This window comes from Brachybacterium aquaticum, assembly GCF_014204755.1.
GTDB lineage: Bacteria > Actinomycetota > Actinomycetes > Actinomycetales > Dermabacteraceae > Brachybacterium > Brachybacterium aquaticum.
In genome coordinates, this window is sequence record NZ_JACHLZ010000001.1 from 3400247 (window position 1) to 3424346 (window position 24100).

Genomic DNA, 24100 nt, shown 5'->3' on the forward strand with positions numbered 1-24100 from the left:
GCACAACCCGCGGAGGTCACTGGTAGGACACGAACCAGGGCCGCGGCTCCAGCGCGTAGGTCTCCTCGGGGGTGAACATCGGGGTGTCCTCGTCGATGAAGTTCTTCCACGCCATGAAGATCCCGCCGGGCAGGTCCCTCTGCAGCGCTTCCCAGGTCGCCATCTTGTCCCCGGGATTGCCGTGCCCGTCCGCGTGCAGGGTGATCGCGAGCTCGGGGCGGGAGGTGTCCACGTCCTGCCGGTCGGAGATCATGCGCAGGTTGAACTGGTGCAGGATCAGCACCTTCTGCGGCAGGCCGTTCTGGGCGGTGAGGTCGGCGAGCCAGGTGATGACCTCGTTGATCTCCGCGGCGGGGACCGAGCCGATCTGGACCATGTGCCGCTGGCCGGGCTTCAGCCGCCACTCGGGATCCAGGGCCAGGCCCACGTGCGGGTTCAGCAGCAGCTCCTCGTACTTCTTGGCCTGGTCGAGGAAGTGGGTGGTGCCGGGCTGGAGGTCGAGGACCACGTACACCCCGGCCTCGCCGGCTGCGTCCACCCACTCGCGCAGGCCGTCGATGCCGAGCTCGGTCGAGTAGTCCCCGTCGGCCCCCGCGGCGGCCGACGCGACCGTCGTGATGATCTCGAACGCCGGGATCACCTGCTCGTCGGAGAACTCCTCGTAGTCCGCGGCCATCTGCTTCACGCGCTCGATGGTCTCCTCGAGGCCCTGCTCGCCGAGGATGCCGAGGGAGGGGGTGTGCGGGGTGCCGTACGCGGCGATCATGCGCCGGCCGGGGAAGGCGGTGATCCCGCCGCCGGGCAGCTCGGAGGTCGTGGTGGTCACCCGCGAGACCACGGACGGGAACACGTCGGAGCCGCCGAAGGTGTCGCCGAGGGCGAGCACCCCGTGGGTGGGGTCCTCGGTCGCGGCGTCGCGCACGACGGCGACGGAGTCGCTGGTGCGGCCGACGTCCCCGCCCGGCGCCTCGGCGACGGTTCCGCCGACGGCGGTGATGACCGCGGTCGCGAGGCCCTGCGCGGGCACCTCCTGGTCGGGGTCGAGGAACAGGGCCACGGGCACCTGATGGCCGTCGCCCTCGACGTCGGGCAGGCCGGGCTCCTCGGCGGTCAGGTCGATCTCGGTGATCTCACGGTCTCCGGCGAGGTCGCCGAGGTCGGTGCCGGCCGACGTGATCAGGGTGCCGGCCCCCAGCCGGTCCAGCTCCTCACCGACCGCGCCGCCCGTGCCGATGAGCAGAGGTAGCGGGAGGGACTGCCCGTCCAGCAGCGACAGGAAGGCGTCCAGGTCGGCCTCGGGGGTCACGATCGCGGCGTCGGCCGAGGCGTACAGGGCGGCGCTGAGCGCGACCGAGGTCGCGGTGAGCTCGTCACCCGGCAGCACGGCGGTGGCGGGCGGGTCCGCCACCAGATCCACGCCGATCCCGCCCCCGTCACCGTCGTCGGTGCAGGCGGCGAGGGCGCCCGCGAGGGCGAGGACGGTGGCGCCTGCGAAGGTCCTGCGGGTCACCCGGAACGGTCCGCTGCGTGCTGCTGTCATCAGAAGGGCTCCCGTCGGCCTGCGAACTCCCTCGGTGTCCATAGTCGCAGACCCCTGCCGCGAGGGGGGGGGAGGCTCGCAGCCGGTCGGCCCGCTCGCTGCTGCCGGCCCCTCTGCGGAGGGGCCGGCACATGCCGCCTCAGGCCGCGAGCGCCGCCAGGTCCACGCGCACAGGGGCGAGGTCCGTCAGCTCCACCTCGAGGGCGCAGTTCCCGTGGCGCACCCGGTGCACGCCGAGCGCGCCGGGGCCGAGAGCACGCAGGGCGAGCACCGTGACCGCGCCCTCCGACCAGGTCATGTCGACCGCGATCCCGGGCCGGGCCCGCAGCCCGCGCACGGTCCCGTCGGCCATCGCCGCAGGCAGCGCGGGCAGCAGCGCGATCTCCCCGCGATGGCTCTGGACCAGGCACTCCGCGAGCGCGGCGACGATGCCGAAGTTCCCGTCGATTCGGAACGGGGGATGTTCGGAGAACAGGCTGGGGTACAGCCCGGTCCGGTACAGCCCGGTCCGGTACAGCCCGGACCGATCCCGCTCGCCCTCGCGCTCGGCGGGGCGGAGGTACAGCTCCAGCAGTGCCTGCACCCGCTCGGGCCGGCCGAGCCGCGCCCACAGGCACGCCTTCCACACGAGCGACCAGCCGGTCGCCTCGTCCCCGCGCGCCAGCAGCGACCGCTCCGCCGCGGCCTCCTCCGCAGGGCTCGTCGCCTGCTCGCCGGGGTAGAGGAAGCCGAGGTGGGAGACGTGCCGGTGGTGCGGCTCGACCTCCGCGAGATCGTCGCGATGCCACTCGAGCACGCGCCCGTCGTCCCCGATCCGCACCCCGGGCACGAGGCCCAGCAGGGAGGCGGCCTGCTGGACCACGGGGTCGCCCGTGCCCCCCAGCCGCTCCGCGGCGGCGATCACGTGCTCGACCGCCTCGCGCAGCGCCGGGAAGCTGCGCGCGGCGAGCTCGTCCTCCGTGGCGCCCTCGAAGCGGGACAGGGAGTCCAGCTCCCGCTCGAGCCACAGCCCGGCCACCGGCCAGCTCGCCCAGGACGCGTCCCCGCACCGGGCCGGTGTACCCCCAGGGATCGGTGTTGTGGTGCGCGGTCCAGCCGTCGGCCCCGTAGAGGCGGTGGGCGGTCTCCCGCCCGGGCTCGCGCAGCATCGCCACGAACTCCCCGGGCGCGGCGGAGGCCTCGGGGACGTGGGCGATGCCGGCGCCCCAGTGGTTCATCTCGAGGTTGATGTTCGTGGTGTAGTTCGAGGACCAGGGCGCCTCGAGCTCGGCCTTCCAGATCCCCTGCAGGGTCGCGGGCGGCAGGCCGGGACGCGACGACGCCGCCAGCAGGTAGCGGCCGTAGGCGAAGACGGTGGTGAGCTGCTCGGACTCCGGAGAGCCGGTGAGCCGGTGAGCTGCAGCGACACCTCGTCCGTGCCGGGTGCGGGATGGGCGCGGTGCCGGGTGCGCAGCTTTTCCTCGCCGCGGGCGAGCGCGGCGGCGGCCTGAGCGCGCGCCTCGGCGAGCACAGCGCGCAGGTCCCGGTTCGGCGCCCTGCCGAGGCCCTGCCAGCTGGTCGCGATGGCGCACACGACGAGCAGCCGTTCGGCCTCGCGGCGCGCGTGCACCACGACCGCCGCGCGCGTCGGCCCGTCTGCCGCCCAGGCGATCTTGTGCTCGTCGCGGAAGTCCGCGGCGCGGAGGTCCGACGGGACGGGCAGCACCAGGTCGAGAGCGGCCTCGTGCGCGGGGTCGGGGACACCGGCCTCGGAGTCGACGGCCCCCGCGGAGTCCAAGCCCGCGGAGACGTCGGTGCGCATCTCCTCGAGCAGCGGCGACGTCCACTCGAGCACCACGCGGTCGCCCTCGGGGCAGGGGAGGGCGTGCACCAGCACCTCGTCGGCCCGGCTGAGGAACGAGACCTGCTCGCCGTCGCTGGCGGTCACCACGTGCTCGGACCGCTCGAGGTCCAGGACGCGCTCGACCGACGGGGCCGACCCGTCGACCGCAGACTTCGCGGCGCCCGGCCCGTCGGCCGGAGAGACCGCATCGGCCGCGGAGCCCCCGTCGGCCGCAGAGTCCCCGTCGGCCGAGCCGCCCCCGCCCTCGAACCGGACCACGAGGTCCCCGAGGGGGACGTACGCCTGCGACAAGGAGGCACCGAGTCGTTCGATCTCTCGCTGGGCGCCCGCCGCGTCGCCGGACTCGAACAGGGCGCGCGAGCGGGAGAGCGCGGTCTCCGCGTCGAGGTGCGAGGTGCGGTGGGGGGCGTCGACGTCCGGGGCGCCGGACCAGAGCGTCGACTCGTTCAGCGAGAAGCGTGCCCGGGCGGGATCGCCCCAGGCCATCGCCCCGATCCGGCCGTTACCGAGGGGAAGCGCGTCCCGCCAGCTTGTGGCCGGGCCGTATCGGCGGAGTGCGAGGGGAGAAGTCACGGGAGGCCCTTCCGAGGGGGGCGAAGGCTGGGTCGTGAGCGGTGCGGAGGTGGCGAGGGGTCGGGGGGCGCCCTGGTCGTGGCGTCGTCCTCGAGCGCGGTGTCCCGTGCAGGGAGACGCTGAACTGTCTTCGTAGGCGGGACGATATGAACTCGACCACAGCGTGCCATCTATTGCCCCGCCGACAGGTGGCGACTCGTGCCCGGCATGCGCTTGCCGAACCCGCTGTCCCCATGGTTGAATACCCGAGATGGAAAGCGGTTACCGCCCGCGATGAGGCGCGGCGGGCCCCCAGCACGGAAGAGAGCACCTCCCATGACAGAACGCAGGATCGGGATCATCGTCAACGGCGCCACCGGGCGCATGGGCTACCGCCAGCACCTGGTGCGCTCGCTGCTCGCGATCCGCGAGCAGGGCGGGGTGGAGCTGGCCGACGGGGACCGGCTCATGCCCGACCTGCTGCTCGTCGGCCGCAACGAGGAGAAGCTGCGCGGCGTCGCCGAGAAGCACGGCCTGGCCAGCTGGACGACCGATGTCGACGAGGCGCTCGCGAACCCGGACTACGAGGTCTACGTCGACGCGCTGGTGACCAACCTCCGCGTCGCGAACCTCAAGAAGGCGATCGCCGCCGGCAAGGCGATCTGCACCGAGAAGCCCACCGCCGAGTCCTTCGAGGACGCGCTCGAGCTCGCGCGCCTGGCGAAGGAGGCCGGGGTCGTCAACGGCGTCGTCCACGACAAGCTCTACCTCCCCGGCCTGCTCAAGCTGCGCCGCCTGATCGACGCGGGCTTCTTCGGCGAGATCCTCTCCGTGCGCGGCGAGTTCGGGTACTGGGTCTACGAAGGCGACTGGCAGAGCGCCCAGCGTCCCTCCTGGAACTACCGCTCCGAGGACGGCGGCGGCATCGTCGCGGACATGTTCCCCCACTGGAACTACGTCATCGAGGAGCTGTTCGGCCGCGTCGAGGACGTCTACGCCCAGACCGCCACCCACATCGGCACCCGCTGGGACGAGAAGGGCCAGGAGTACACCGCCACCGCCGACGACGCGGCCTACGGCGTGTTCCGCCTCGAGGGCGGCACCGTGGTCCAGATGAACTCCAGCTGGGACGTGCGCGTGCACCGCGACGAGCTGGTCGAGTTCCAGGTCGACGGCACCGAGGGCTCCGCCGTGGTGGGTCTGCACGGCGCCCGCATCCAGCCCCGCGAGGCGACGCCGAAGCCCGTGTGGAACCCCGACGTCAAGGACGGCCACGACTACCGCGCCGACTGGATCGAGGTCCCGGACAACGCCGCCCCCGACGGTTTCGACAACGGCTTCAAGGTGCAGTGGGAGGACTTCCTGCGCCACTACATCGAAGGACGTGAATACCCCTTCGACTTCCTCTCCGGCGCCCGCGGCGTGCGCCTTGCCGAGGCGGGGCTCGCCAGCTCCGCCGAGGGTCGCCGCATCACCCTCGACCCGCTGACGGAGGTGTGAGCATGAGCGAGTCCCTGCAGCTCACCCTGCTCGACGAGGACGGCTCCCTGCGACGCCTGGACGTCGACCCCGCCCCGGCCTTCGCGCCGCCCACCGCGCCGCTGCGCTCCCGCGTCGTCTACGCCGCGGTGCACGTGGTGCCGAAGGTCCACGGCGACAACACCCCCGGCGCCCCGGCGGACGTCGACTGGGACCCGACCCTCGCCTTCCGCCGCACCATGTGGTCCCGCGGCCTCGGGGTGGCCGACGCGATGGACACCGCCCAGCGCAACATGGGCCTGGGCCCCGCGGCGACCCGCGAGCTCATCTCCCGCACGGCCGAGGCCGCCCGCGAGGCGCTCGCCGATCCCGCGATCGCGGCGGTCTTCCGGCCCGGTGCGACGGTCGCCGACCTCGTCGTCGCCGGGGTCAACACCGACCAGCGCAGCGAGAGCGCGCTGAGCCTCGACGAGATCGTCGACGCCTACGTGGAGCAGCTGCGCGCCACCGAGGCGAGCGGCGCCGGGGCCGTGCTCATGGCCAGCCGCCATCTCGCGGCCGCCGCGACCTCCGCCGCGGACTACGAGGACGTCTACCGCCGCGTGCTCGCCGAGGCCACCGCGCCGGTGGTCCTGCACTGGCTCGGCACCGCCTTCGACCCGCAGCTGGCGGGCTACTTCGGCAGCGACGCCCCCGAGGTCGGGGCGGAGACGCTGCTGCGCATCATCGGCGAGGACCCCGCCCGCATCCGCGGCGTGAAGATGAGTCTGCTGGACGACGCCGCCGAGATCGCCGTGCGCGAGCGCCTACCCAAGGGCGTGCGCATGCTCACCGGCGACGACTTCCACTTCTCCCACCTCATCGTCGGCGACGGCACCTCGACGGGAGAGGCCGACGAGGCCCAGGCGCCGGGGGAGTACTCCGACGCGCTGCTCGGCGCCTTCGCCGCGACCGCGCCTGCCGCGTCGGCCGCCGTGCAGGCGCTCGACGCCGGGGATCCTGCGGAGGCGCGGCGCATCCTCGACGCCTCCGAGCAGCTCGCCCGGCACGTCTTCTCCGCCCCCACCTACCACTACAAGACCGGCGTCGCGTTCCTGGCCTGGCTGAACGGACACCAGCAGGCCTTCCAGATGGTGGCCGGCATGCACTCCGCGCGCAGCCTGCCTCACCTCTCGCGCACCCTCGAGCTCGCCGCTACCACCGGCAACCTCGAGGATCCGGCCCTCGCCGCCGAGCGCTGGCACGCGATGCTGGCCGTGAACGGGTACGACGTCACCGGCGAGGGTGCGGGCAGCGAGAACGCCGACCAGCTCCAGGGAGCTTCCCGATGACCCCGCAGACCGCCGGCCCCGCCCCGCGCCTGTCCATCAACCGCTGGACCTGCCGCACCACCCCTCTGCAGGACTTCCTCGAGGCCACCGCTGCCCACGGCATCGAGGCCGTGGGCCTGTGGCGTCAGGACGTCGAGGAGGTGGGGCTGCCGGCCCTGCGCCGCCGCGTCGACGACGCCGGACTGCGCGTGACGAGCCTGTGCCGCGGCGGGTTCCTCACCACGGCCGACGAGACGGACCGCGCCGCGGCGCTCGAGGACAACCGCCGCGCGATCGACGAGGCGGTCGCCCTCGGTGCGCCCACGCTCGTCATGGTCGTCGGCGGACTGACCCGCGAGGACAAGGACCTCGTCGCCGCGCGCGAGCGCGTCACCGAGAACATCGCGACCCTCGCCCCGTACGCCGAGGACGCCGGGATCACCCTCTCCCTCGAGCCGATGCACCCCATGTTCGCGGCCGACCGGGCAGTGCTCTCCACCACCCACCAGGCCCTCGACATCGCCGAGGCCGTGGGCAGCGACGCCGTGGGGGTCGTGGTGGACACCTACCACGTGTGGTGGGACCCGGCCCTGGCCTCCGCGATCACCCGCGCCGCCGAGACGAACCGGCTGCTCTGCTACCAGGTGTGCGACTGGAACCTGCCGCTGGCCGCCGAGCCGCTGTTCTCCCGCGGCTACATGGGCGACGGCTTCGTCGACTTCCCCGCGATCACCACGCTGATCAGGGACGCCGGATACACCGGGGACATCGAGGTCGAGATCTTCAACGAGGACGTGTGGGCGACCCCGGTCGAGGAGTCGCTCGGGATCGTCAAGGACCGCTACCTGGAGCTCGTGCTGCCCCACGCGTGAGCGGGGCGGGTGGGAACTGAGAGGACGCCGTCAGCGCTCCCCGCGCTGCTCCTGCTCCGCGCGCCAGCCCTTCTCCTTGGCGATGTACTCGTTGTCCTCGGAGACGAGGGCGGCGATCTCCTCATCGGCGTGGATTCGTCGCACCTCGAGCTTCATCCCGGGGCCGAGCGGGCAGCGCACCGCCCACGACTCGGCCTCCTCGCGCGAGGCGACCTCGAGGATCCACCAGCCGTTGAACAGCGACTCGGTGGGGCCGTAGGCGCCGGTCGAGACCGACGGCGGGGTCTGCGAGAAGTCGACCACGAAGTTCGCCTCGTCGGCCGCGTCGGAGAGGCCTTCGCCCGCGCGGAGGACGTCGGCCTGGATCATCGCCTCGTTGAAGGCGCCCATGGCGTTGACGACCTCCTCGAAGTCGACGTCCTGCGAGGCCGCGAGGGCCGCGTCCGTCGCGCGCATGATCAGCATGTACTTCATCGCAGCTCCTCAAGGGCCGGTGGTCGGGGCGAGGTGCCCCGTGCCGCGTTCAGCGTAGGGCCCGGGGCCGACGCTCGCACCATGGGCGAGGGGGCCGACGGGCTCGTGAGGCCTGGCGCCGCCAGCGAGGGATGCGCGGCGGACGCGGCGCGGAATCTGCAGGATCCAGGCTAGGGAGTCTGCAGAATCCGGGCTAGAAGGTCTGCAGGATCCGGGTTAGGACGTCTGCGAGATCCAGGCTAGAAGGTCTGCAGGATCCAGGTTAGGATGTCTGCAGAATCCAGCCCAGCGCATCTGATGGAGCTGGTTCACGAGGTGCGGATCGTGCGTTGCGGGTGATCTGCCTGCGCCGATGCTTCGCCATGACAGGCAGAGGGGGCAGATGGATACGGGTCAGGAGCTCGGTCGGGCGTATCGCCCACGAATCATCGATCTCGCCGTGCAGCGAGCGCTCGAGGCCGCAGGGGCCGTCGTGATCGAAGGTGCACGTGCCAGTGGGAAGACGATGACTGCGCTGAACGCGGCGCGCTCCTACGCCTTCGTCGATGACCCCCGGACCCGCCAGCTCCTGGAGATCGCCCCCGAGGCTCTACTGGAGGGTGAGAGGCCGCGCCTTCTGGACGAGTGGCAGGTGGCCCCTGACATCTGGAATCTGGTGCGGCGAGCGGTCGACCGCTCGGAGTCCGCGGGGCAGTACCTGCTCACTGGGTCCGCATTGCCCGCCGACGACATCACCCGGCACACGGGGGCAGGGAGGTTCCTCCGGCTGCGACAGCGGACGATGAGCTGGCACGAGAAGCGCGATGGCGAGCCGGGACGGGTCAGCCTCATGGCTCTGTTCGATGGTGAGCGCCCTGCCGCGTCGACGGGAGGGGAGCCGGCGATCGAGTCCGTGATCGACGGCATCGTGCAACCCGGGTTCCCTGCGATGACCGCGCTCGACCATGCGCAGTCCGCACAACGACTGCGCGGATACATCGACGAGATCGCTCGGACCGACGTGCGCCGGCTGAGCGATGTGCGCCACGGTCCGGACGCGATCCGCCAGCTGATCCGCTCATTGGCCCGCTCCACGGCCTCGGAGGTCACATACGTGACACTCGCCAAGGACCTTCGGGCCATCGCTTCGAGTATCTCCGCGGAGACCACCCGCGGATACGTCGAACTGCTCGAGCGCCTCTTCGTCGTCGAGGCGCAGCTGCCCTGGGCGCCGGCTGTGCGCTCGCGAGCACGGCTGCGTCGATCGCCCAAGCTCCATCTGGTCGACCCCTCTCTGGCCGCCGTTGCACTCGGTGCGGGGCCGGAGGCGCTGCTCGCCGACCTGGAGACGCTGGGACTGCTGTTCGAGAGCGCCGTTGTCCACGATCTCCTCGTCCTCGCCTCGGCCCAGGACGGGGAGGTGAGGCACTACCGCAACTCCAACGGGAAGGAGATCGACGCGATCGTCCTGCTCCCGGACGGGAGATGGGGGGCCGTGGAGATCAAGCTCGGGGGCGGACAGATCTCCGCAGGGGTGGCATCGCTCCGCGCTGCGATCGAGGAGATCGACACGAGCGTGGTGGGGGAGCCGGCGTTCTCGCTGGTCGTCACGGGCACCGGGCCTGTGCTCACCGCGGGGGACGGCACCGTGACCTGCTCGCTCGGCGATCTCGCGCCCTGACTCGGCCGCCCGTGCCAGCCCGGTCGGTCAGCGGCTCCGGCGGGCTTCCCGCTCCCAGAGGAACCCCGTGACGCCGGCGACTGCCAGGCCGATCGCGACCACTGGCGCGAGGATCATCCCTGACCTGTTGCGGACGTCCAGCGGATCATCGCCCGTCGCGGACGCTGCGATCGGCCCGACGACGCTGAGCGTGACGGCCACGAGCCACATCGCCACGTAGGGGAGTGGGCCGCGTGCAGGCGCGTTTCGCTCGGCGGGGGTGGTGCGGTCGGGGCCGGAATGTGTCATCGCGCGGCGCTCAGTGCCGTCGACTCTCGCAGCACCACGTCGCCGCGCACGTGCACCACGTGGGCGTTCGCCACCCCGTCGGCCGACGTGCCGTCGCCGCGCGACGGGCCCGCACCGATCGAGGAGCCCCCGTCGGCCGTGTCGTCACCGTCGGCCGACGCGCCACGACCGCCGGAGCTCTCGCGCACCCAGGCGACGGCCTGCGCGGCCATCTCCGCGAGCGGCAGGGCGATCGTCGTGAGGGACGGGTTCGCATCCGCCGCGGCGCTGACGCCGCCGAAGCCGGCGACGGCGACCTGGCCGGGCACGTCGATGCCGCGGCGTCGCAGCTCGCCGAGTGCGCCGAGGGCCATGACGTCGGCCGGGGCGAACACGCACAGCGGCAGGTCCTCGGCCGACGGGGAGTCCTCGAGGTGCTGGGCCAGGCGCGCGGCGAGCTCGAGGCCGCCCTGGCGGGTCAGCCCCGCGGCGATGCTCAGCTCAGGCTCGATCCCTGCCTCGGTGAGCGCCTTGACGAAGCCGCCGGTGCGGTCGCCGGCCGACGGGATGCCCGTGATCCCCTCGACCACGGCGAAGCGGCGGTGCCCCTCCACGATCAGCGCGTCGGCGAGCTCCTCGGCGGCCTCGGCGTTGTCCGGGGCGAGGGTCCGGCCCATCCCGAGGGACTGTCCGAGGCCCACCACGGTCCCGCCGTTGCGCTCGAAGCCCTGCAACAGCGTGCTGATCGAGGCATCCGCCTCGACGCCGTAGCGGTGCGAGCCGACGAGGATCAGCGCATCGACCTGCTGCGCGATCAGCGCCCGCAGCGCCCGGATCTCGGTGTCGATGTCACGGCCGGTCTGGGTGAGCAGCACCTGGGACTGGGTGGCGAACAGCTGCTGCTGGATCTCGCCCGCGATCGCCGCGAAGTAGGGGTCGTCGATGTTGTGGACGACCAGGCCGATCAGTCCCGAGCGGGAGCGGGCGAGGGCCTGCGCCTGGGCGTTGGGGACGTAGCCGAGCTTCGCGGCGGAGGCGCGGACCTTCTCGGCCACCTCCTTGCCCGGCACGCGGGCGGAGCCGTTGAGCACCCGGGACGCGGTGGCGAGGGACACGCCGGCGTCCTGGGCGACGTCGCTGAGGCGCACGGCGGGCACGGGGACTCCTTCTGGGACAGCACCGGGAAACGCTGTCCCGGTGCCGCTCAGCATAGCGTCGCGCTCCCGCCCCGCCTGGTCTTCCGTCGAGGAGTCACACAGTGGTCTCCGCCGCCCGGACCCTCGGCGCCAGGGGTGGGTGTGCGTACTCGTCGCGCTTCGAGGTGCCGACGCCCATGCGGGCCATGCCCGAGGCGAGCCCGACCGCTGCGGCGACCCCGTCGACGACCGGCACGCCCAGCGAGGCGCTGAGACGGTGGCAGAGATCCGCCATCCCCGCGCAGCCGAGCACGACCACGTCGGCCTCGTCCTCCTCCACCACCGTCCGGCACCAGCCGAGGATCCGTTCGTACGCCTCGGGTCGGGTGTCCTCGAGCTCGAGGACCCCGAGCCCCGAACCGTACGCCGCGACCAGGGCGCCGTCGGCCCCGTAGCGATGCGCGATGTCCCGTGCCCGGCCGAGGGTCCGCGAGAGCGTGGTGACGATCCCGAAGGTCCGTCCGGCCAGCATGGCGACGTGCATCGCCGCCTCGGCGACGCCGATCACCGGCACATCCACGAGCTCCCGGGCGGCGTCCAGGCCCGGATCGCCGAAGCAGGCGATGATGTAGCCGTCGCTGCCGCCCCGGGCGAGGTCGTCCTGGATGAGGGCCTGGACCGCGGCCGCCGCCCGGATCTCGTCGCTGTGGGACTCGATCGCCGCAGGTCCGTCCAGCGGCCCGGGGCAGAGGGCGCGGATCTCGGTGTCCGGTGCGGCGACCGACCGGGCCGCGTGACCGATCTTCTCCGTCATCGCCGCGGAGGTGTTCGGGTTGATGATCGTCAGGCGGATCATCGGTCCACTCCCTCCGGGAGGGAGGCTGAGGTGCCGACCTGGGAGGCGTGCGAGCCCTCGTCGGCCCAGGAGCTCTCCGAGGTGCCGTCGGAGATCCCGCGGACCTCTCCGTCCAGCTGCGGCACCTGCGGCCGGACCCGCTCGAGCACCGTGAACAGGATGAACCCCAGAGCGCAGCCGATGAACCAGCTGAAGTCGCTGATCGAGGCCCAGGCCTGCGGCATCAGACCGGCACCGCTGAGGCCGCGAGGCAGGATCGCCACGGCGATGGTGGGCAGTCCTGCACCGAGAACGGCCGCGATCGCATTCGGGTTCACGCCGCGCCGATACCAGTACGGTCCGGTCTCCTCCATCGAGTACATCGCCTCGACCTTGATCCGCTGCCGGGCGACGACGTAGTACCCCGAGATGAGGATGCCGAACAGGGGACCGATGAGGGCCGAGAGGATGCCGAGCGTGTAGTGGATCGCCTCGTCGTTCGAGTACCAGTTCCACGGGGTGAGGATCACCGAGCCGACGGCGGCGATCATCCCGCCGGTGCGCCAGGAGATCTTCTGCGGTGCCACGTTCGAGAAGTCGAAGGCGGGGGCGATGAAGTTGGCGACGATGTTGATGCCCACGGTGGCGGTGACGAAGGTGAGCCCGCCCAGCAGGATCGCGAACCAGTGGTCGATGCGCTCCACGGTGTGGATCGGGTCGGTGATCAGCTCGCCGAAGACCGGCACGGTGGCGGAGGCGGTCACCACGGTGAGGATCGAGAAGAACAGGAAGTTGACGGGCAGCCCCCAGAAGTTGCCCTTCTTCACGGCGTCGTAGCTGCGCCCGTAGCGGGAGATGTCGCCGAAGTTCAGCATCGGGCCGGAGAAGTAGGAGACCACGATCGCGATCGCGGTGATCATCACGGGGATGGAGGCTGCGAGGCTCATCGAGGGGCCCGAGGAGAGGTTCAGGCTGATGTTCTCCCAGCCCGCCTGCGAGACCATGTACACGGCCAGCACGATCATCACGACGTACACGGCCGGACCCGCCCAGTCGATGAACCGTCGGATCGTGTCCATGCCCTTCCAGAAGACCGCCACCTGGGCGACCCAGAGGATGCCGTAGGAGATCCAGCCGAGCGCATCCAGGCCGAGGAAGCTCGGTTCGAGCAGGGCCGCGGTCGAGGGGATGAACTTCAACAGCACGATCGTCAGCGCCTCGGAGGCGAGGTAGGTCTGCACCCCGTACCAGGCGATCGCGATCACGCCGCGGATCACCGCGGGCAGGTTCGCTCCGCGCACGCCGAAGAGGAAGCGGTTCACCACCGGGTAGGGCGCGCCGGTGCGCTGGCTCGGCTTGGCGACCAGGTTCGCGAAGAGCTGCACGATGAGGATGCCGACGATCAGGGAGACGAGCACCTGCCAGCTGGCGATGCCGAGGGCGAACAGGGAGCCCGCGGTGACGTACCCGCCCACCGAGTGCACATCGCTCATCCAGAACGCGAAGATGTTGTAGCTGGACCACTTCTGCTTCGTCGGAGGAAGCGCTGCGAGATCCTCGTTGGTCAGCCTCGGGTCAGGAGCGGTCGGAGCGGAGGCGACGGGAGGAGTCATCGGAGGAAGCGGGGGCGGGGCGATGGCGTTCAAGGCAGGACCTCTCGCGGAGGGCGCGACGTCGAAGCGGCGGCGCGGGAATGGGCAGGGTGGAGCAGAAGGGGTAGGGGAACGGGGTGGCACAGGACCGGCGGGACGGGGCCCGTCAGGCTGAGGTCGTTGATGTGGCCAGCGCGGGGCGCGGCTCCGCTGCGGCCGAGGGGGACGACGGCGGGGCGTCGGACGCCGACGGCAGGGCACCGGACGGCAGGGCGTCGGACGGCGAGGCGTCCGACGGGGCGTCCTCGGTCGAGGCGCGGCGGGCACCCGCGTACACCTCGCGGTCCAGCTCGCCCTCGGCGTGACTGACCAGCATCGCCACGACGGTGTCGCCGTTGACGTTGAGGAAGGTGCGCAGGATTCCGGTGAACCAGTCCACGGCGATCAGCAGACCCACCGCCTCCAACGGCAGACCCATCGTGGTGGCCAGGAACATCGCCACCACGGGGAACCCGCCGGGCACGGTGATGGTGCCCATGTTCAGCAGGATCGCCAGCGCCATGCCCAGCACGATCTGGCCCACTCCCAGCTGCATGTCCCCGGACTGCGCCAGGAACATCACCACGATCATGTAGTTCAGGACCGCGCCGTAGGAGCCCATGGTCATCCCCAGCGACAGGGTGAAGTTCGCGATCCGCGGGCTGACGCCGATGCGCTCGATCGCGGTGCGCAGCACGGTGGGGAAGGTGACCGCCGAGCTGGTGGTGGTCACGGCCACCGCCGTCTGCTCGGCGAGGTGGGCGGGAAGGCGCAGCGGGTTCAGGCCCGTGCGCAGGGAGACCACCACGACGAACAGGACCGTCAGGATCGCCACGCCCAGGGCCGTGGTGCCGAGGTAGGCGAGGCCGGAGAGGACGACGCTCGCGCCGACGGTGCCGGTGAGGGCGGCCAGCAGGCAGAACACGCCGATCGGGGCGATCAGCATGACCAGCCGGATCATGCCCAGCAGCACGCTCTGCAGCTGGGTCGCGAGCTCCAGCACCAGTCGGTTCCCGCTGGTGGCCACGTAGCGGTTCAGGGCCAGGCCGAACAGCACCGAGAACACGATCACCGGGATCATGCTCCCGGCGGACATCGCCTCGAACACGTTGGTGGAGACGAAGCCGAGCAGGGTGTCCTGCCAGGTGGTCGCCTCGGCGGCGGAGGCGTCCAGACCCGGATCCGCCACGCCGCTGAGGTCGATCCCGGCGCCCGGGCGGAGGGTCGCCGCCAGCACCCAGGCGAGCAGTGCGGAGATCAGCGAGAACCCGAGCATCCAGCCGACGGTGCGGGCGGCGAGGCGGCCGGTCCCGGCGCCGGCGAGCGAGCCGGTGCCCACGACCACCGAGGCCATCACCAGCGGAACGATCGCCATCTGCACCAGGCGGATGAACACATCGCCGAAGACCTTCAGCTCGCCGGCCGGTTCCCCGACGATCAGGCCGACCGCGGCCCCGGCGATGGCGCCGGCCGCGATCAGCACGGCGGGGTGCTTCCAGAACGTCATCGGGGTCCTCCAGATCGAGCGGTCGAAGTGGCTCGAAACTATGGAGGCAAGGGTGTGCAGGCCCGGTCGAGGGGGTGGCGTGACCGTCTCGTGATCAGCGTTCCGCTCCCGTGAGACATCGGTTCCAGGGCATGCCGGAGGACCGCTCCGTACTGGCCAGGCCGAGGAGCGGGGGTCCGTTCCCGTCGTCGCGGAACGGTGCAGTGGGGTGGGTGGGGGACCGTCCCATGCCACCTCGCCCGGGGAATGGTGCGGTCCGGTACAGGATCGCTCCGGGCCACGGCGTGCACGGGCTTGCGGGGCATGGCCCCGCGGTGTGTCCATCAGTGGCGGACCGAGGTCTGTCCCAGCGGCCGACGGGGGGTCGGCGCAGTGGCCGAAACGACGGCTCACGCCTGGGGCGGAACTGGTCTAACCAGTGGACGAATCCAGCGTAGCACGCGGCGGTGGGCCGCGTCAGTGCTGGTGATCGCCCATTCCTCTCGTAAGGACGTCAGGCGCGCGGTCAGAGTGGTCCGTCCGCTGTGCCACCATGGGCCGATGGACATCACCGCGGAGCGCCCCGACCAGGGTCTGGCTCCTTCCCGGCTCGGCGCCGAGCTCGCCGGCCTCCTCGAGACGCGGATCCGCGCGGGCGAGCAGCCGGCCGGCACCTTGCTGCCCTCGGAGCGAGCCCTGTCCGAGCAGTACGGGGTCTCACGGGCCACGGTGCGCCAGGCGCTCTCCGAGCTCGAGGCCAAGCACCTGATCGCTCGCCGGCAGGGCCGCGGCACCACCGTGCTGGGCCCGCCCTCGGAGGCCGCGGACCTGGCCTCGTTGCTGGCCGCCACCCCGCCCGAGGTGCGTAATGCGATCGAGCTGCGCCGCATCGTCGAGCCGGAGATCGCCCGGCTCGCCGCCCAGCGCGCCCTCCCCTCGGACCTGGTGCTGCTGCGGCGGGCGCTCGAGACCACCAGTGAGCACCTCGACCCCGAGGAGTCCGTGCGCCGCGACGTCGAGTTCCACCACCTGCTCGCCCGCGCCTCCCGGAATCCGCTGCTGCCGGCACTGATGGAGTTCGCCGCTGCCCAGACGGAGGGGGAGCGGCTCGCCTCCCACAGGACCGTCGACCGCCGCCGCACCTCCCTCGCGGGTCATCGCGCGATCCTGGAGGCTGTCCGGACAGGGGATGCCGAGGCTGCCCGTGCCGCCATGGATGCCCACCTCGCCGAGGTCCAGGAGATCAGCACTCCCGGGAGGTGAGCGCAGAGCGCCGGAGCCGTGCGGGTGTCGGCTTGAGGAGCGCAGCTTCACTGAGCAGCGCGCGCAGCCTCACCGAGCAGCTCGCGCAGCGTCGCCGCCTCGCGGGGGAGCAGGTCGGGATCGTCGCCCGGGATGAACTCGAGCAACGCATCGCGCTCGCCGCCGTTCTCCCGGTCGTGCGCCTGGAGCAGCGTGAACACCTCGCGCCACAGGGAGGAGCGCTCCGCGAGGGGAAGGCGCTCGTGCCCCGGCCACCAGGAGAAGACGTGGATGCTCGAGGTGCGGGGGAGGACCTCGCGCAGAGTGTCGAGCGCGTCGGCCTCCGGCATGTCCTGGTGCGGCTGCCAGTAGGAGCGGACGTTCACCTCGCCCACCTCGTCGAGCAGGCGCAGGGTCGAGCCGATCTCGTCGGTGAGCGTGCGGCCGTGGAACTCGAGCCCCAGGTCGACGCCCTCGGCGTCGGCGCGACGGGCGAACGCGGCGAGGCGCGCGACCAGGCGGGCGCGCTGCTCGGGGCCGACGTCGGCCGAGCCCGCACTCCCCGCCCACACCCGGATCCGGGGAGCGCCGAGCGCGAGGGCGGAGGCCAGTACGGCCTCGCCCTCGGCGGCGACCTCCTCGACGGCGCCCTCGAAGCGCAGGTAAGAGCCGTAGGACGCGACGGCGAGCCCGGCGTCCTCGGTGGCCTTCCTCGCGCGACGCGCTGCGTCGACGTCACCTGGCGGGACGTGCACGTCCCCGGCCCATTCGATGCACTCCAGGTCCGCGTGCGCGGCGAGCTCGACCACGCGCGGCACGTCGAGACCACGGAAAGTCACCGAGCAGAGGCCGGGGCGGATCATGGGGCTCCTTCACGAGGTGAGGCGAGGGGTCGCGCGATTCGAGCGTAGCCGCGAACGCCCGACACCGCGGTCGGCGCTCTTCACCTCTTCGACCTCGCTCCGTACGCTGGGCCCCGTCCCCGACGCGAAGGAGCACACCATGACCGAGCAGTTCTCCGACGAGCAGTTCTCCGACGAGCAGATCGACGACGGACAGGTCGGCGCGGACCGTGAGGAGGCGCGCGACGCCGCAGCCGCCGAGCAGGCCTGGGACGATCCCGACGCCGCGTTCCCGTCCGGCCTCGGCGCGGACGACGCGACCGCCGCTGAGCAGGGCAACCGTGATGGCGACGAGATGGCGGCCGAGGGCTATGACCCCGGCGAGCTCGCGGACCTCGCCGGTGACGACCAGGACCTCGACGAGCTCGGCGGGGTGCGCCGGGACGAGTCCGCCGCGGCGGTCGACCTCGACGGCACCGACGGCGGGGAGGATCCGCTGGCCGGCGAAGCGATCGGCTGACACCCCCGGCGCTGACCCCGCCCCGACCCCGGGGCAGGGGTGCAGTTCATGTCGCTATTCCGCGAAATAGCGACGCGAACTGCACCCCTCGAGGCCCCTGGAGCGTCTCGCACCCGCGACGGCGCAGCACCTCCCGACAGCACCGCGGCCCGGCACCCCATCAGGGGTTCCGGGCCGCGGCGTCGGCAGGGGAGAGGCTCACGAGGTCAGCGACCTTCACTCGCGCGAGCTCAGCGACCCTTCAGCAGGTCGCCCATCGGGACGAAGTCGGAGAACTCCGCGTCCAGCGCGGGGCGCGACGGGGCGCCCACGGTGACGGGCTCGCCGGCCGCATCGGCGGCAGTCTCCTCGGCCACCTCCGCACCCTCCGGCAGTCCGGCGCGCAGCATCGTCGCGAGCTCGCACGCGGCGCGGCGCACCCGCGTCGCGAGCGGCTGCTCGTCGGCCTGCCCCTCGGTGTCGGCGCCGAAGTCGGCCGAGGCCGCGAACATGACCGTCGGGACGACCTCGGACTTGAGGTAGCCGAACATCGGGCGGATCGCGTAGTCGATCGCCAGGGAGTGGCGGGCGGTGCCGGCTGTCGCGCCGAGCAGCACCGGCTTGCCCTTCCACAGGTCGATGTCCAGCGCGTCGATGAACAGCTTGAACAAGCCCGAGGGGCCGACGTTGAAGATCGGCGTCACGGCGATCACCGCGTCGGCGGCGCGCAGCTGCTCGACCACCATGGCCAGGCGTTCGTTCGGGAAGTGGGTGAGCAGGCCGTCGGTGAGGTCGTGCGCGTACTCGCGCAGCTCGATGGTGCGCACCTCGACCTCGGCCCCGTCGGCCGAGAGCGCCGCCGTGGTCTCACGGCTCAGCTGGTCGGCGAGCATGCGGGTAGAGCTCGGGGTGGACAGCCCCGCCGAGACGGCGAGGATCCGGTAGGTGCGGGTCGCGGGAGTGCTCATCGCTGCTGGTCCATGTCCTTCTTGTCCTCGGCGCGCAGGCCGGTCCAGTTGTCGCCGGTCTCGAACCGGTAGGAGTCGTCGAAGGCGCCCCGCTCGGCCTCGGCGGCGGCGACCCGGCCCGCGTGGGTGGGCGCCTCGGGGACGTCGGCCGGCTTGCGGGCCTCGAGCTCGCGGCGCAGCACGGGAACGACCTCGGTGCCCAGCAGCTCGATCTGCTCCATGACGGTCTTGTGCGGCAGGCCGGCGTGGTCCATGAGGAACAGCTGGCGCTGGTAGTCGCCCACGTGGTCGGCCATGGTCAGGTAGCGCTCGACGACCTGCTCCGGGGAGCCGACGGTGAGCGGCGTGGCCTTGGTGAAGTCCTCCATCGAGGGGCCGCCGCCGTAGACGGGGGCGTTGTCGAAGTAGGGGCGGAACTCGTCGACCGCGTCCTGGGAGTTCTTGCGCATGAAGGCCTGGCCGCCGAGGCCGACGATCGCCTGGTGCGCCTTGCCATGCCCGTAGTGCTCGTAGCGCTCCCGGTACAGCTGGACCATCTGCTTGGTGTGGCTCATGGGCCAGAAGATGTTGTTGTGGAAGAAGCCGTCGCCGTAGTACGCGGCCTGCTCCGCGATCTGCGGGGAGCGGATCGAGCCGTGCCACACGAACGGCGCCACACCGTCCAACGGGCGCGGGGTGGAGGTGAACTGCTGCAGCGGGGTGCGGAACTGTCCCTCCCAGTCCACGACGTCCTCGCGCCACAGCCGGTGCAGCAGCTCGTAGTTCTCGACCGCCAGCTCGATGCCCTTGCGGATGTCCTTGCCGAACCACGGGTAGACGGGGCCCGTGTTGCCGCGGCCCATCACGAGGTCGACGCGGCCGCCGGTGAGGTGCTGCAGCATCGCGTAGTCCTCGGCGATCTTCACCGGGTCGTTGGTGGTGATCAGCGTGGTCGCGGTGGAGAGGATGATCTTCTCCGTCTGCGCGCCGACGTAGGCGAGGGTGGTGGTGGGGGAGGAGGTGACGAACGGCGGGTTGTGGTGCTCGCCGATCGCGAAGACGTCCAGGCCCACCTGCTCGGCGAGCTTGCCCTGCTCGACCATGGACTTCAGGCGCTCGTTCTCGGTGGGCACCTTGCCGGTCAGGGGATCGGGGGTGATGTCGGCGATGGTGAAGATTCCGAACTGCATGATGGTGGGGCTCCTCGGGTGGATCTCGGAAGATAATTCAACTTTAAACTACTTTCGAGTGGAGACGCAAGCGGCATGTGGCGCCGGTCGCTCGCAAGCGGCCGACGGGGCGGTCCGTCCGCCCCGAATGTGACCCGCCGGTCACCGGTGACTGGCAGGATGGCGTTCCATGACGCGAGAAAGCATCGAGACCCTGTTGGACGCGAGCCGGCTGTCTGGCCTGGAGACCACCGCGCGAGGTCGGGTGCTCGCCACCGTCGCCCGGCCCGACGCGAAGGGCACCTCCTACCGCCGCACCCTGGTGGAGCTCGACGGGGAGCGGATCCTGCCGCTGACCCGGGGCAGCGCCTCGATCGGCTCCGTCGCCGCCGCGGAGGACGGCACCACCTTCTTCACCGCCAAGCGCGTGGGCGAGGACGGCGAGGAGGCCGAGGACGCCCAGCTGTGGGCGCTGCCCGTGCGCGGAGAGGCCCGCGAGCTCGCCTCCCGCACCGGCGGCTTCGGCAGCCTGCAGGTCGCGGGGAACCGCCTGATCGCCGTGCTCGAGGTGCACTCGCAGGCGGCCGACGAGACCGAGCACGCGGAGCTCACCGGCGAGCGCACGAAGGCCAAGGTCAGTGCGGCACTGCACGCCGAGTTCCCGACCCGCTACTGGGACCACGACCTCGGCCCCACCCGTCCGGTGCTCGCCGTCGCCGAGCTGCCCGAGGACCTCTTCAGCGCCGAGGCGACGCTCCCGCCTGGTGCGGAGGAGGTTGGTGCGGGCTCCGAGGACGGCGCGGGCGCCGCGAGCGCGCCCGACGCGGACACCCCGTCGGCCGCCGTTGCCGAGCCCCCGTCGGCCGACGCCGACCCCACCGCCGAGGACCCCGCCTCAGACGCCCCGCGCCGCCAGGTCCTCCACTTCCGCCACCTCGCCCTGCCGCCCGGCCGACTGCGCGAGGTCACCGTCGATCGCGCGGGCGAGCGGGCGCTGGTCGCGATGTCGGACTCCCGGGGCGACCTGCTCGCCGCGAGCGACCTGTACCTCCTGGACCTCACCGGCGACACCCCGCCGCGCCTGCTGCGGGAGGCGACCGCGCAGGGCGAGCACTCCCCGGGCGCGTTCAGCCCCGACGGCACCCGCGCCGTGATCGTGCGCGAGCAGCACTGGAGCGGCGAGGCCGCCCTCGACGTGCACGCCGAGGTGCTCGACCTCGCCACCGGCGAGTCCACCGATGTGTGGCCGGAGCTGGACCGGTGGGTGCACCCGGAGTGGCTGGACGACAGCACCCTGGTCGCGACCAGCGACGACCAGGGCCGCGGCGCCGTGTGGTCCGGTGCGGTCGATGCCGCCGCCCCCCGACTGCTCACCGGCGGTCCGGGCCAGGACCTCGCCTTCTCCTCACTCTCCGTCGCCGGCGGCCGGCTGATCGCCCTCGCCTCCGGGATCTCGGTCGCCCCGCACCCGGTGCGGATCGACCCCGTCACGGGCGAGGTGACTGCGCTGCCGAACCCGGCCGACGAGGTGCCCCAGCCCGGCACGCTCACCGAGGTCACCGCCACCGCCGAGGACGGCACCGCCCTGCGCGCCTGGCTGCGCCTGCCCGACGGGGAGGGCCCGCATCCGCTGGTGGTCTTCGCGCACGGCGGCCCGTGGGGCTCGTGGAACGCGTGGACCTACCGCTGGAACCCCGGCCCCTTCGTCGCGGCGGGCTACGCGGTGCTGCTGCCGGACCCCGCGATCTCCACCGGCTACGGCCAGGCCATGATCGAGCGCGGCCAGCACGAGCTCGGCGGCGCGCCCTACACCGACATCATGGCGCTGACCGATGCGACCGTCGCCCGGGACGACATCGACGAGACCGCGACCGCCTTCGCCGGCGGCTCCTACGGCGGGTACATGGCCAACTGGGTCGCCGGGCACACCGGCGAGCGGTTCCGCTGCATCGTCACCCACGCCTCCCTGTGGGACACCGAGTCGATGGGCCACACCACCGACAACGCCGGCTGGGAGCGCTCGATGCGCGCCCAGAACCAGCTCTACAACCCCAAGGCCTCGGTCGCCGAGATCCGGGTGCCGATGCTGGTCATCCACGGTGACAAGGACTACCGAGTCCCGATCGCGCAGGGCCACGCCCTCTGGTACGACCTGCACGAGTTCTCCGCGACCCCGCGCGACGAGCAGGGCCGCACCCGCCACCGCTACCTGTACTTCCCCGACGAGGGCCACTGGATCCTCGGCCGCGGCAATGCGCAGGTCTGGTACGAGACCTTCCTCGGCTTCCTCGACGAGCACGTGCGCGGTGCGCAGTGGGAGCGGCCCGCGACGCTCGGGTGAGCGCCGGGGCGGGCGTCGTTCCGGCGCTCGCTCCCCGTCTCGGGGGCTCGGACTGCAGGCCTCAGACGACCGCCTCCGCCGCGGCGTCCCAGGTGCTGCACGCCTCGAGGCTCCCGCCGCCGTCGCGACCCGCGGCGACCCAGGCCGCCCGGGTCGCGGGGGAGGGCTCCCCGGCGGTGGCGGGGGCGGCCTGCGCCTCGACGGAGGCGACGAAGCCTGCGACGCGGCCTCCCGGGCGGACCCCGTCGGGCATCCCGAACGCGGCCGCGGAGGACAGGCACGAGACCTGCAGGGCGTAGCGGCGCTGGGCCTCCTCCGCGCGGGTCGGGTCGTCCGCGAGCGCGATCAGCAGCGCCCCGAAGTAGCCGTCGAGGTCCGCGCTGGCCAGGGCGAAGATCGAGTACGAGTAGGACAGGTGCCACATGTACAGCTGCGACGCCTCCTCGGCCGAAGCGTTGGAGAACCCGGGATCCCAGGCGGCCGGCCAGTACAGCGTGTTGTCGTCGTGGCACACCACCGGCGACGCCTCCGAGAAGCGCACCGGATCGCAGGCGGCGGCCTCCGGCAGCGCATCCACGGTGTAGACCACGATCGCGGGGCCCTCGAAGTCGATGCCCTGCGGGTCCAGCGCCCCGGCCCACATCTCCTCCAGGCATGCCGCACCTGCCTCGAGGTAGCCCTGCAGCTCGGCCTCGGGCACGGCCCCGCCTGCGGACTCCGGCAGGGCGCATTGGTCGACCTGCGGCAGCTGCGCGCTGACCAGCGGGTTGTCGGCGAGGACCTGCTGCAGCTGGTCGGCGTCGCCGCCGGGCACCTGGTCATCGCCCAGCGGCTGCCACACGCCCGGCTCTGTGGCGGGTTCCGCGTCGCTCTGCTCGGCGGAGCTGCTCGCGGTCGCCACCGGCTCGGGATCGCTGTCGCGTCCGTTCAGCCATACGGTGGCGAGCCCGCCGCCGACGCCGAGAAGCAGCAGCAGCGCGCAGCCGAAGGCGATCGCCGGCACGAGCAGTCCGCGCCGCCGCGGGGAGCGCGTCGCGTCGATCCCCGGCGGGGCGGACGGGGAGCCCGGCCCGCCGGAGCCCGTCCCACTGGAGCCCGTCCCTCCGGTTGTGGTTGCGCGCGCGGGCGCGGCGGGTGTGCCCGCAGGGGATCCGGCAGACGAACTGGCGGTCGGGGTCCCCGCCCGCCGGGGCGTGGCCGACGAGGCTGAGGGAGACCCGGCCGACGGGGAAGCGCTGCGGGCAAGGGTGGCCGAGAGGCCCGCAGAGGCGGGCGACGCTCCAGACAACGCGGCCGGTGCCGCGCTGTGCGGTGAGGCGGAGGACGGCGTCCCGGCAGGGCTGCTCCCGGACCGCCTGCCCTCCGGCTGTGCGCTCGAGACCGACGGGGCCGACGCCCACGGATCGGAGGCCGGCAGCACCCCGGGGGCGGAGCTCTGCTGGTCCTCCTCGAAGCGCGGCCTGCGGTCGAAGCGCTGGATCGGGGCGTCGTCGGGGACGATCGTGCGGGCCAACGGGACCTGCGCGATGAAGTCGTCACCTGCGGGAGCACTGCCGTTCGCGGGCTCGCACGCGTCAGTGTGGTCGAGCTCCGAGGGGCGGCGGGCCACGGTGTCCTCGACGTTGCCCGGCCGGCGCTTCACTGTGTCCTCGACGTCGGGGGCGAGGGGAGAGCCCGAGAATGCGGCCTGGGCGGCGGATGGGCGCAGGATCGTGTCTTCGTCGGGCAGATCATCGTCCGTCGGGGTCGGGGCCTGGGCGCCCGGCCGACGGTCCAGGGTGTCCTCGTCCACCTCGGTCTCGTCGGTCGCCGTCTCGTCGGCCGGATGGTCCCAGGGTGCGCGGGCTCCGCTCTCGTCGGCCGTGCCCGACCTGCCGACATGCGACGGCCCGCCGCCCGCCCGCAGCCCGGGGGCCGGGCGCAGGACGGTGTCCTCGAGGTCGGGCTCGTCGGGCCCGTGGGTCCCCTCGCTCAT

The 24100-nt window shown here is 72.3% G+C and carries 20 protein-coding genes and 1 pseudogene; 7 read left to right on the plus strand and 14 right to left on the minus strand.

Annotated elements, in window-relative coordinates:
* Nucleotides 1-16: 16 nt before the first annotated feature.
* The 4 genes and pseudogenes from HNR70_RS15325 to HNR70_RS15665 all read right to left on the minus strand — a co-directional run bounded on the left by HNR70_RS15325 (nt 17) and on the right by HNR70_RS15665 (nt 3956).
* Entirely contained in the window at nt 17-1510 is a 1494-nt protein-coding gene (locus HNR70_RS15325) for a hypothetical protein (RefSeq protein WP_312857697.1), read from the minus strand.
* Nucleotides 1511-1679: 169 nt separating this feature from the next.
* Nucleotides 1680-2558 (minus strand): glycosyl hydrolase family 95 catalytic domain-containing protein, encoded by an 879-nt coding sequence (locus tag HNR70_RS15330; protein ID WP_184326419.1) that lies wholly within the window; start codon nt 2556-2558, stop codon nt 1680-1682.
* 76 nt (nt 2559-2634) lie between these two features.
* A pseudogene (locus HNR70_RS16550) lies at nt 2635-2868 on the minus strand (glycosyl hydrolase family 95 catalytic domain-containing protein); the annotation flags it as partial.
* Nucleotides 2754-3956: a glycoside hydrolase N-terminal domain-containing protein gene (locus tag HNR70_RS15665; protein WP_221421153.1), complete on the minus strand. Its 1203-nt coding sequence runs from the start codon at nt 3954-3956 to the stop codon at nt 2754-2756. The gene HNR70_RS15665 and the pseudogene HNR70_RS16550, both read right to left, overlap by 115 nt.
* Nucleotides 3957-4271: 315 nt before the next feature.
* Here HNR70_RS15665 and HNR70_RS15340 point away from each other — a divergent pair, with 315 nt between their 5' ends.
* From HNR70_RS15340 to HNR70_RS15350, 3 genes are read left to right on the plus strand one after another with little or no spacing between them, the layout of a single operon-like run.
* On the plus strand, nt 4272-5435 hold the full coding sequence (locus HNR70_RS15340) for a Gfo/Idh/MocA family protein (protein WP_184326420.1): 1164 nt from the start codon (nt 4272-4274) through the stop codon (nt 5433-5435).
* A 2-nt stretch (nt 5436-5437) separates the two neighbouring features.
* Nucleotides 5438-6745, plus strand: a complete 1308-nt coding sequence (locus HNR70_RS15345; protein WP_184326421.1) for a DUF993 family protein — start codon at nt 5438-5440, stop codon at nt 6743-6745.
* Nucleotides 6742-7596, plus strand: coding sequence for a sugar phosphate isomerase/epimerase family protein (locus tag HNR70_RS15350; protein ID WP_184326422.1), 855 nt, complete (start codon nt 6742-6744; stop codon nt 7594-7596). Before HNR70_RS15345 ends, HNR70_RS15350 begins: the two co-directional genes overlap by 4 nt.
* Before the next feature lie 30 nt (nt 7597-7626).
* Here the strand turns inward: HNR70_RS15350 and HNR70_RS15355 are convergent, their stop codons facing one another.
* Nucleotides 7627-8070, minus strand: a complete 444-nt coding sequence (locus tag HNR70_RS15355; protein ID WP_184326423.1) for a YciI family protein — start codon at nt 8068-8070, stop codon at nt 7627-7629.
* Nucleotides 8071-8452: 382 nt separating this feature from the next.
* Between HNR70_RS15355 and HNR70_RS15360 the strand changes: the two genes are divergently transcribed.
* A complete protein-coding gene (locus tag HNR70_RS15360; protein ID WP_184326424.1) occupies nt 8453-9730 on the plus strand; it encodes an ATP-binding protein in 1278 nt (425 codons plus the stop codon).
* A gap of 27 nt (nt 9731-9757) precedes the next feature.
* On the opposite strand, the gene HNR70_RS15365 is transcribed toward HNR70_RS15360, so the two are convergent.
* From HNR70_RS15365 to HNR70_RS15385, 5 genes are all read right to left on the minus strand, one after another.
* On the minus strand, nt 9758-9946 hold the full coding sequence (locus tag HNR70_RS15365) for a hypothetical protein (protein ID WP_184326425.1): 189 nt from the start codon (nt 9944-9946) through the stop codon (nt 9758-9760).
* Nucleotides 9947-10014: 68 nt separating this feature from the next.
* Nucleotides 10015-11154, minus strand: coding sequence for a LacI family DNA-binding transcriptional regulator (locus tag HNR70_RS15370; RefSeq protein WP_184326426.1), 1140 nt, complete (start codon nt 11152-11154; stop codon nt 10015-10017).
* Between the two features lie 94 nt (nt 11155-11248).
* Nucleotides 11249-11989, minus strand: a complete 741-nt coding sequence (locus HNR70_RS15375) for an aspartate/glutamate racemase family protein (RefSeq protein WP_184326427.1) — start codon at nt 11987-11989, stop codon at nt 11249-11251.
* Nucleotides 11986-13581: an NCS1 family nucleobase:cation symporter-1 gene (locus HNR70_RS15380; RefSeq protein WP_184326428.1), complete on the minus strand. Its 1596-nt coding sequence runs from the start codon at nt 13579-13581 to the stop codon at nt 11986-11988. The genes HNR70_RS15375 and HNR70_RS15380 overlap by 4 nt, the downstream gene beginning before the upstream one ends.
* A gap of 145 nt (nt 13582-13726) precedes the next feature.
* Nucleotides 13727-15106, minus strand: a complete 1380-nt coding sequence (locus HNR70_RS15385; RefSeq protein ID WP_184326429.1) for a dicarboxylate/amino acid:cation symporter — start codon at nt 15104-15106, stop codon at nt 13727-13729.
* A gap of 540 nt (nt 15107-15646) precedes the next feature.
* On the opposite strand from HNR70_RS15385, the gene HNR70_RS15390 reads away from it, so the two are divergent.
* Nucleotides 15647-16348, plus strand: coding sequence for a FadR/GntR family transcriptional regulator (locus tag HNR70_RS15390; protein WP_184326430.1), 702 nt, complete (start codon nt 15647-15649; stop codon nt 16346-16348).
* Between the two features lie 47 nt (nt 16349-16395).
* Here HNR70_RS15390 and HNR70_RS15395 read toward each other — a convergent pair whose 3' ends face one another.
* Nucleotides 16396-17190 carry a sugar phosphate isomerase/epimerase family protein gene (locus tag HNR70_RS15395; protein ID WP_184326431.1) on the minus strand — a complete coding sequence of 265 codons (795 nt, stop codon included), beginning with the start codon at nt 17188-17190 and terminating at the stop codon, nt 16396-16398.
* Nucleotides 17191-17329: 139 nt separating this feature from the next.
* Here HNR70_RS15395 and HNR70_RS15400 point away from each other — a divergent pair, with 139 nt between their 5' ends.
* Nucleotides 17330-17689 (plus strand): hypothetical protein, encoded by a 360-nt coding sequence (locus HNR70_RS15400; RefSeq protein WP_184326432.1) that lies wholly within the window; start codon nt 17330-17332, stop codon nt 17687-17689.
* A gap of 230 nt (nt 17690-17919) precedes the next feature.
* Here HNR70_RS15400 and HNR70_RS15405 read toward each other — a convergent pair whose 3' ends face one another.
* Nucleotides 17920-18636 (minus strand): CE1759 family FMN reductase, encoded by a 717-nt coding sequence (locus HNR70_RS15405; protein WP_184326433.1) that lies wholly within the window; start codon nt 18634-18636, stop codon nt 17920-17922.
* Nucleotides 18633-19805 (minus strand): LLM class flavin-dependent oxidoreductase, encoded by a 1173-nt coding sequence (locus tag HNR70_RS15410; RefSeq protein ID WP_184326434.1) that lies wholly within the window; start codon nt 19803-19805, stop codon nt 18633-18635. The genes HNR70_RS15405 and HNR70_RS15410 overlap by 4 nt, the downstream gene beginning before the upstream one ends.
* A gap of 169 nt (nt 19806-19974) precedes the next feature.
* Between HNR70_RS15410 and HNR70_RS15415 the strand changes: the two genes are divergently transcribed.
* The gene (locus HNR70_RS15415) at nt 19975-22125 is read left to right on the plus strand and encodes a S9 family peptidase (protein WP_184326435.1); all 2151 of its coding nucleotides are present in this window, start codon (nt 19975-19977) and stop codon (nt 22123-22125) included.
* A gap of 61 nt (nt 22126-22186) precedes the next feature.
* On the opposite strand, the gene HNR70_RS16125 is transcribed toward HNR70_RS15415, so the two are convergent.
* Nucleotides 22187-24100 (minus strand): hypothetical protein, encoded by a 1914-nt coding sequence (locus tag HNR70_RS16125; RefSeq protein ID WP_246375258.1) that lies wholly within the window; start codon nt 24098-24100, stop codon nt 22187-22189.